The sequence below is a fragment of the Wolbachia endosymbiont of Cylisticus convexus genome (assembly GCF_003344345.1).
Genome location: NZ_QPIP01000074.1, coordinates 1 through 9,029, shown reverse-complemented (window position 1 = coordinate 9,029; position 9,029 = coordinate 1). Strand labels below are relative to the sequence as shown.

Sequence of the window (9,029 nt, the reverse complement as noted above, 5' to 3'; positions counted from 1 at the left end):
GTGTGACGTGAAAGTCGTCTATTAAACTGTTTAGCACTGACTAAACCGAGTGTTTTGCCACTCGTACCCTACTAAACTGTATAAGTACAGTAATGTCTTATGCAAAGCGTTTAGGACAATGAACCCGCCCGAAAAGGAGAAGTTCGGTCTGTGAAGAAGGAACGATGCTATAAGTGTCAAGTTGGCACGGGGGCTAGGGTGAACGGTATGGATAACAGAAGTGAATGATCGTAAGCATCGTTAAATCGAACAAGCCAAAGACACTGACAGGCTTGGACCAAAAGGTATGTGGTAGGTTATCAGCGTGAACGCATCTGATACGCAAACATAAACACCACCGGTGTATAGATCAATCCTAACCCGCTCGTTGTTTGATAGGTGGAACACGGAAACCCCATATATCTCTGGGTAATTTCTTTACTCAGTAAGGTTGATCATGAGAAAGACTGATGGATATGTGGGATTGGGAGTGTGGAAAAAGTGAATGCTCATCTGTAATGGATGAGATACAGGTTTAAACGTTATCTGGCTCGAAAGAGAACTGACGTCCACTACGGTCATCTTGAACAAGATTGTTTGTAAAACCTTTTAAGTGAGGAAAGCAGATGGTTACAGGTAAAATTGTAAGTGCACCTTTCGGTACAGCAGAACACTGGAATCAAATTAACTGGTTTCAGTGTAAAAAAAATACCAGAAGGCTACAAGCTCGTATTGTTCAGGCAACAAAAGCTAGGAGATGGAATAAAGTGAAAACTTTACAACGCCTCCTCACACGTAGTTTTAGTGCTAAAGCGTTGGCAGTAAAACGCGTAACTTCAAATAAAGGAAAATGTACAGCTGGTGTTGACAACCAGTTGTGGCAGAGCCCTTCAGCAAAATCTCAAGGAATTGCAAACCTGAGGCAACGAGGATATCGCTCTCAACCTTTGAGACGAGTCTATATCCCCAAACCTACAGGCAGCAAGCGACCTCTTAGTATTCCCACTATGAAAGATCGAGCGATGCAGGCCTTATATCTTATGGGACTTGATCCTGTTGCAGAAACAATAGGAGATAGACACTCATACGGATTTAGGAAACATCGCTCAGCTGCTGATGCGATAAGCCAGATCCACAAAACTTTGGCGGGACGCGACAGATCGCAATGGATCCTAGAGGCGGATATTAAGAAGTGTTTTGATGAAATAGACCATTGCTGGTTAGAAAGCTCAATTCCAATAGAAAAGAATATTCTCAGCAAATGGTTAAAATCTGGGTTCATAGAAAAACAAATGTTCCGCTTCACAATAGCAGGGACTCCACAAGGAGGAATTATCTCCCCTGTACTTGCTAACTTGACCCTTGATGGTTTCGAAAATGTTATCAGTAAACATTTCGGGAAGAAGGGAACAAGAAAACGCAAGAAATATGGTGTGCACGTGATTCGCTACGCGGATGACTTCATAGTAACACTGGAAAATCAAAAGAAATTCTTGAGACTAAAGTTAAAAGGCTAGTAGAGGATTTCCTCAGCGACAGAGGGTTAACTCTATCCACAGGAAAAACCAAGATCACACACGTAGAACAGGGATTTGATTTTCTAGGTCAGACAGTACGTAAGTACGAAAGGAAGATAATCATCAAACCTTCAGCAGAAAGTACAAACCGACTTCTGAAGCGCATCCGGTGCTTGATTCGTAAGAACTGCGCAGCAACCCAAGAAAAAGTAATAGAACTGCTCACACCTCAAATTCGAGGGTGGGTCTATTACCACAGGGGAATATGCGCAAGAAAAGCTTATGAGAAAGTGGATTCTGAGATTTTTAAAGCCTTATGGCAATGGTCAAAACGCAGACACCCTAATAAAGGCTTACGCTGGATTAAGGAGAAATACTTTAAAACAAAAGAAGCCAGAAGATGGTGCTTTGCAGCGCTGACTAAGAATAAAGGTACAGTTGAGTGGAAGGAACTCTTTCAAGCAACAAGCGTACCAATTCGTCGCCACAAGAAAATTCAAGCTGAGGCAAATCCCTACGATAAAGAATGGTATGCCTACTTTGAAAAACGTAGATCAAATAATCCTTCTCTTTATGAGGATGATAAGATATGATTAATGTTAATCCTAGTAAGGAATTTGAAATGCCAGAATATTTGAAGGAAGCTGTTGCCGGTTCTCGAGAAAAGGACTTAAGATGGCTCGAGCCGTATGAAGGGAAACTTTCAAGTACGGTTCCTAGAGGAGAGTTTAGTGGAAAATATCTCAGTCCACTAAACTCTTACTCGTTCAAGCGTATTTTTGGTACTGAAAAAAATAAAGATATTCTTATTCACTTTCTCAATGACATTCTAGGCCTTACTGGTGAAGCTAAGATAAAGGATGTGCAGTTTCTAAATCCCATTCAAAATCCTGATATTGCTGCTAAAAAGGAAAGTATTGTTGATGTACTTTGTAGAGATTCTAAAGGTGTTCAAACAATTGTTGAGATGCAAGTCGCTAGAACTACTGGCTTCGAAAAACGTGCACAATACTATGCCGCCAAAGCTTATTCCAGTCAAGCTGACGTAGGTGGTCAATATCAAGATCTGAAGGAAGTTGTCTTTATTGCTATCACTGATTTTATCCTATTTCCTAATAAACCAGAGTACAAATCCGATCACGTTACTCTTGATAGAAAAACATTTGAACATGACCTGAAGGACTTTAGTTTTACTTTCATAGAATTACCGAAATTCCCAAAAACACAAGAAGATCAATTAGAAAATATAGTCGAAAAGTGGTGTTATTTTTTCAAATACGCAAACAAGACTAGTGAGGAGGATCTAAAGAAGATAATAGGAAGTGATGAAATTATTGGCAGGGCTTATAATGAGTTAAACCAATATAGCTGGACTAGTGAAGAACGAGCTATATATGAACAAGATAAGAAACGCGAAGATGATAATTTCTCTTGCATCATGCAAAGTAGAATTGAAGGAAAGATTGAAGGAAAGATTGAGGTAGCAAAAAACCTACTTAAAGCTGGCGTATCTATTGACTTAATAGCTGAATCCACCGATCTTGCAATTGATGAGATCGAAAAACTAAAGTAAAACATTTTGTACATCTGTATTAAAAGATATGGTTTCAGCTATATCTCTTAAAAATAATTATATTAATTTTTAAATTAAGGAGTATATTATGGCAATATCTAAACAACGTAGCCTTTGCCACAGAGAATGTGAAACCTAGGTATATAGGCGCAGCAATTGGTTTAGTTAGTTGCAGCATATTATTTAGGGTAAGCAGCTTTAACTCTTGTTGGTGTTTCTGGTGTAGTGTTTGCTGTAGTTGGTGCGTTACTTGGAACTGGAGCGGGCTATGTCGTAGGTAAATGCCTTGATAAATTAAGGTTCAAATATGCAACGAGAAAGGAGTTGTTAAAGGTTAGTCTGGCTTTCTTTCAATACTTAAAGATTTGCAATCAGAGCAAACCACCTGGCCGCGTGGAGCTGATTTCAGTTCATCAGTGGAAACTTGATTTGAGCAGAATATGCATTTTATTTTATCACTTGGGGCGAGTGAGTGATCAACAGCAATTCTATCATCAAAAACAAAACACTCGCCCTCCCAACTACTACTTTTGTTGTGAGTTTTTTCAAGGTAGGAAAGAATACCGCCTTTAAGGTGGTAAACATCGTTAAATCCAAGGCTTTTCATATATGCTGTAGATTTCTCACATCTGATTCCACCAGTGCAGTACATAGCCACTTTCAGGTCTTTACTCTCAGAAAATGACTCTGCCCACTGAGGAAAATCGCGAAAACGTTGAGTGTGTGGATTGATTGCATTTTTAAACTTGCCTAGTTTTACTTCGTATTCATTTCGTGTGTCTATTACTAAAACGTCAGGTTGAGAGATAAAATCATCCCAATGCTCTGGATCAACGTACTGACCTCTAACGGCAGTATCGAGATTACTTACACCAAGATTTACAATTTCTCTTTTTAACCTCACTTTCATCTTACTAAATGGTTGATATTCTGCCGCGCTCTCTTTCCACGTAAGACCTTTCAGCCTGTCATCAGAACATAAAAAATCAAATATTTTATCAATTGCGGTTCTTCTACCAGATACAGTTGCATTAATACCCTCTTCTGCAAGTAGTATAGTACCCTTTAACTCCACGTTGTCACATGCAACTTTTATTTCGTCTTTCATGTCATAATAATTAGAGAGTTCTATAAAGTGATAGAAAGTTGCAATGATGAAACTCATGATTAATTAGTTTATCGATTTAAAACATAATATATAAAATTATAAAGATATTCAATAGGACGGCTGTTAATTACTGGATATCTTCAGTTTTTATATATAACATTTTAGTATCAAATATAGATTCAAATTAATGTTTTTGAGAATATTTAAAAATATATTCTTATTTTTAGTAAGTATATTATTTGTCTGCCCTATACTATCGTTAATATCGATTCTATTTACAGAATCGGCAAATTCTGGATGGGTAATTAGTAGACTTTTCCCTGAATATATACTCAACACGTTGATTTTGATGGTAGGAGTAGGGGTAATATCCTTCATATTTGGAGTAATTCCAGCTTGGCTTACTACATTTTTTCGTTTCCTGGAAGTAAAACTTTTGAGATTGCTTTATTCTTTCCGATATCAATTCCTGGATATATAGTATCGTTTGTTTATGTAAACACGCTAGAATTTCCAGGCCCAGTTCAGAGCTTATTAAGAGATATTTTTCAATTGAGCAAAGGTGACTATTGGTTTCCTGAAATAAAATCTCTAGGTGGTGGAATATTAGTAATGGGATTTAGCCTATATCCATACGTTTATATGTTAGTCCGCTCAAGTTTAAAGAATGTTAGTAACTCAGTCACTATTGCATCAACACTTGGGTTTTCTTCATTACAGAGCCTGTTTTCTGTCATCATACCCTCTATACGCCCATCAATTATAGCTGGGCTGTCCTTGGTACTAATGGAAGTAATTACAGATTTCGGCACACCACAGTTTCTTGCTATCGATACTTTCACGACGGGAATATACCGTACTTGGTTTTTACTGCATGACAAATATTCAACTACTGTTTTGGCAGTTGCAGAACTGATTTTCGTTGCAACACTAATAGTTATCGAGAAAAAACTACAAAAAAGAGGAATATCCTACTCTTCAATCAATACTAATGCAGATTATCACAATAAACGGAGTATAAATGGTTCTATACCATTGATCTTTACTTATACTATGTGTGCACTGCCAATATTAATAGGTTTTATTTTGCCAATGATTCCACTTATATATTGGAGCATAGAGAAGGGGTTTTTCATATATGAAGCAAGATTCTATAATATAATAGCAAACAGTGTTGGTTTATCATTTATTACCGCATTAATCTCAATTAGCATTGCGATAATTATTGGATATACAGCGCGTAGAAATAAGATAATCGCTAATATAGCGCGTTTCATTTCTCTCGGATATGCAATTCCAAATGCAATTATTGCAATTAGCATAATAATATTTTTAAGCAGAATATCCTCTTTCATTACTCAATATATTGTGGAAATTAGCTTGGTAGGAACTATTGGTGCTTTAGTTTACTCATATTTATTTCGTTTTTTTGCCATATCTTTCAAGGCGGTAGAGTCGGGGCTCAAAAAAACACCAAATGAAATTGAGTGGACTGCATATACTATGGGTCATGGGCCTATTTCTACATGCCTGAATATTCATATCCCTCTTATCAAGAAAAGCATAATGTCGGGATTTCTGCTCGTATTTATGGATACTATAAAGGAACTTACGGCAACACTCATTATAAGACCATTTAATTTTGAAACTATATCAACTAGAATATATGAACTTGTAAGCGACGAGCGTTATAGAGAAGCTGCCCCATTTTCGTTAATGATAGTTATGATAGGCTTAATCTCTACGATAATCTTATTCACGCTTGATGATAAGGATCAAAAATTTGATAGTTAATGAGGTCTAGTATTAACGTATGGACTATCTAAGGAAAAGGATGGTACCATAACCTCAAAGGTTTTTATGCTCTCTTCGTTCAGAAATTCATATTTACCCTGCATTATTCCTGATGGTTCATTTAAGTATGTTCCACTTGTATATTTGAATACCTCTCCAGGTTTTATTACAGGTTGTTCTCCAATAACACCAACTCCGGAAACTTCATTTATTTTGCCCTTATAATCTATTATTTGCCAATAGCGACTTAACAATTGAATAGTTGATGAACTTTTGTTTTTTATCTTAACATTATACATCCACACGTAGCAATTTTCATAAGGAATGGATTGCTCTTCAATGTAAATTGGTAAAACTGTAACTTCAACAAAGTTAGTAGTAAGTGTGTATTTCATGGTCATTATAAAGCATTCATGATAAGAGCTTAACACATTTCAATTATACACTTTTTTCATAGATTTTCCAAGCATATTATCGTACTCTAACTAGGAAATATTAATTTATATTATGAACAAACCAGATCCACTTGGTAAAAAAGTGATAGGAATAATAGGAAGTGGGCAATTGGGTAGAATGACCGCTATTGCTGCAATGAAACTTGGGCAAAGAACGCATGTTTTTGCCAGTGCTAAAGACGATCCAGCTTGTTCTATTGCTGATGATTTAGACTTCTCTGATAAGAAGGCACTTGAATCTTTTGCACAGAGTGTGGATTTAGTCACTATTGAGTCTGAAAATATTCCATGTAGTGCAATTGATATTGTGTCGCGGCATGCAGATTTTTATCCAGGCAAAAAGGCGTTACACATTTCGCAAAATAGGCTGAGAGAGAAAGATTTTATTAGAGGTTTGGGCATAAAAACTGCTGATTACAAAAGTATACAGAATTATAATCAGCTACTAGAAAGTAGTGAAACTTTTGGCTATCCAACAAGGCTGAAAACAACAGAAATGGGTTATGATGGAAAAGGACAATATGTGATTAAAAATGATTATGAAGTAAAACAATTTGTTTCTTTTGATTGGAATACACAATATATTCTGGAAGCAAGTATCGACTTATTGAAGGAGATTTCAATAGTTATTACAAGAGATCAAAATGGTAGGGTGGTCTTTTTTCCTATAGCAGAAAATTGTCATGTTGATGGAATACTTGATACTTCGACAGTACCAGCTAAAATAGATAATAAATTAACTAAAGAGGTACAAAAAACTGCAGAGAAAATAGCAGCTGCGCTTGATGTAGTAGGAATTCTAACTATTGAGTTTTTCATCACTGAAAATCATGAGTTACTAGTTAATGAACTAGCCCCAAGACCTCACAATTCTTGCCACTGGAGCTTGGATGCATGTAACGTTAGTCAATTTGAGCAATTGGTTAGGGTAACATGCGGGTTACCTATACAAGAAGTAGTATTACGCTTCCCTTGCATGACAAAAAACATAATAGGTCATGATATATATGATTCTCACAAGTATCTGAGCAACAAAAAAGCTAGCTTAACCATATATGGGAAAAAAGAGGTTAGGGACAAGCGTAAAATGGGACATGTCAATATAGATTTAAGTTAACAGTTTTTCTACGTCATACCACCACAATATTACAATTTGCAGGGCCGCAGATGGCGTCATCTCTGGTGTCATTTAAGTAGCTCCTCTTGTCATCCAAGTAGCTAACACTGGTTCCTTTATAATGGTGTCATCCCAGTGCTTGACACACAACTGTACGAACATTGTAAATGATGTCATTCCAGTCTGGAATCAAGAAATTTTGGATACATAAAGTAATGCTAAGTTTTTATTGATGAGATTAGGAAAAGAGTGGATTCCAGACTGGAATGACACCTTCTGCTACGCGAATTGCCACAATAGTTGTTTGTATGGTGCACCAAAAGGGTGTCACAACTGTACAAATATTGCGATTTGGGCCTAAAAAATGCGAGTAGCCCCTTTATTGTCATTCCAGTGCGTGACACTGGGATGGCTTTGTTGCATCGCTCTTTGGATAGTAGATAATGTATAATAAATTCATGAAGCTATCTCAAATTTAGCGACGCCAATTTCAATAAATTTATTGAGTAAGTAGCATTTTATTAGCAATTCTTTTTCACGATTTACTTCGGATTTATTTCTAAAGCTAAACCCAAATGTTTGTTTTAGTCGCGAAAAAAAAACCTCAATATATGACCTCTTTCCATAATTTACTTTTTCTTTCCACTTCTTCATACCATCTTCATTATGTAATTTGATTAACCTAATAGCAGTGTTCCTATCAGACATGTAGTCTATTTTTAAATGCTCTGCTGCACAGGTTTTTGGTAGAATTTTTGCTTTTATATTATATTCTTTGCATAATTTATAAAGCTTATGCCTATCGTACGCCCTATCGGCATATAGTACTTTTACGACATGCTGAAAATCAACTTTTTTTAGCAGATCACAAGTGATCAGAGTAGACACCGTTACTGTATTTTACAGCTATGGCGTTTTTGCTATTTATATTCAACATTACATGCAATTTTCTTGTCTGTTCATAGCTGCGATACTTTCTATCTTTACTATTTTCCTTACTGTGACCAGGGGTATTATTATAAATACTGATACTTGTACTGTCTATGGCAATTTCAATATCTTCCATATTGTTTTTGTCAACTCTGCAATCATTGATCTTAATATTGAGTTTTTTAAACCTTCTTGAAGCCTGCGAATAGCTAATGACTGCTAAGCCTTTTCCTACTTGCTGCAAATATCCTTTTATAAACCCTACCGTTTGTCTTAAGCCAATTCTAAAGAGACTAGCGACTATATGCACTAAAATCACAACTTTATCACTGTAAATATTGTTGCCACCGAACACTTTTGGACCATGTTCGTACCAATTTTCTATTAATAAAATGAAAAATATTTCCTCTTTCTTGGAGAAATTTGTTATATTCATTGCAGTTACTGACTTTCATTTGCTGTGGCATATTTTTTCTTCAATGGTTAAATGGCTATTCTATAATGAATTTTGTCAGTAACTGCCAGTTCTTTTCTCTTGAGTGATGCAACAAAGCCA

General features: G+C 36.2%; 6 protein-coding genes and 2 pseudogenes. 5 read left to right on the top strand and 3 right to left on the bottom strand.

Annotation, left to right across the window (positions count from 1 at the left end):
* Positions 1–605 precede the first annotated feature (605 nt).
* The 3 genes from Wcon_RS07245 to Wcon_RS07235 are packed head-to-tail and all read left to right on the top strand — an operon-like array spanning position 606 to position 3,069.
* Positions 606–1,496: a reverse transcriptase domain-containing protein gene (locus Wcon_RS07245; protein WP_114517629.1), complete on the top strand. Its 891-nt coding sequence runs from the start codon at positions 606–608 to the stop codon at positions 1,494–1,496.
* On the top strand, positions 1,469–2,089 hold the full coding sequence (locus Wcon_RS07240; RefSeq protein ID WP_114517628.1) for a group II intron maturase-specific domain-containing protein: 621 nt from the start codon (positions 1,469–1,471) through the stop codon (positions 2,087–2,089). Before Wcon_RS07245 ends, Wcon_RS07240 begins: the two co-directional genes overlap by 28 nt.
* The gene (locus Wcon_RS07235) at positions 2,086–3,069 is read left to right on the top strand and encodes an Rpn family recombination-promoting nuclease/putative transposase (RefSeq protein WP_237350100.1); all 984 of its coding nucleotides are present in this window, start codon (positions 2,086–2,088) and stop codon (positions 3,067–3,069) included. The genes Wcon_RS07240 and Wcon_RS07235 overlap by 4 nt, the downstream gene beginning before the upstream one ends.
* Positions 3,070–3,403: 334 nt before the next feature.
* Here Wcon_RS07235 and trhO read toward each other — a convergent pair whose 3' ends face one another.
* Complete coding sequence (trhO, locus tag Wcon_RS07225) at positions 3,404–4,234, bottom strand: oxygen-dependent tRNA uridine(34) hydroxylase TrhO (protein ID WP_114517721.1); 831 nt, start codon at positions 4,232–4,234, stop codon at positions 3,404–3,406.
* Positions 4,235–4,364: 130 nt separating this feature from the next.
* Between trhO and Wcon_RS07220 the strand changes: the two are divergent.
* Positions 4,365–5,971, top strand: a pseudogene (locus Wcon_RS07220) (ABC transporter permease).
* Here Wcon_RS07220 and apaG read toward each other — a convergent pair.
* Positions 5,968–6,372: a Co2+/Mg2+ efflux protein ApaG gene (gene apaG, locus Wcon_RS07215; protein ID WP_114517720.1), complete on the bottom strand. Its 405-nt coding sequence runs from the start codon at positions 6,370–6,372 to the stop codon at positions 5,968–5,970. The pseudogene Wcon_RS07220 and the gene apaG sit on opposite strands and share 4 nt — an antisense overlap.
* Before the next feature lie 106 nt (positions 6,373–6,478).
* On the opposite strand from apaG, the gene Wcon_RS07210 reads away from it, so the two are divergent.
* Positions 6,479–7,543, top strand: coding sequence for a 5-(carboxyamino)imidazole ribonucleotide synthase (locus tag Wcon_RS07210; RefSeq protein ID WP_114517719.1), 1,065 nt, complete (start codon positions 6,479–6,481; stop codon positions 7,541–7,543).
* A gap of 456 nt (positions 7,544–7,999) precedes the next feature.
* Here Wcon_RS07210 and Wcon_RS13400 read toward each other — a convergent pair.
* Positions 8,000–8,940, bottom strand: a pseudogene (locus Wcon_RS13400) (IS5 family transposase).
* Positions 8,941–9,029 lie beyond the last annotated feature (89 nt).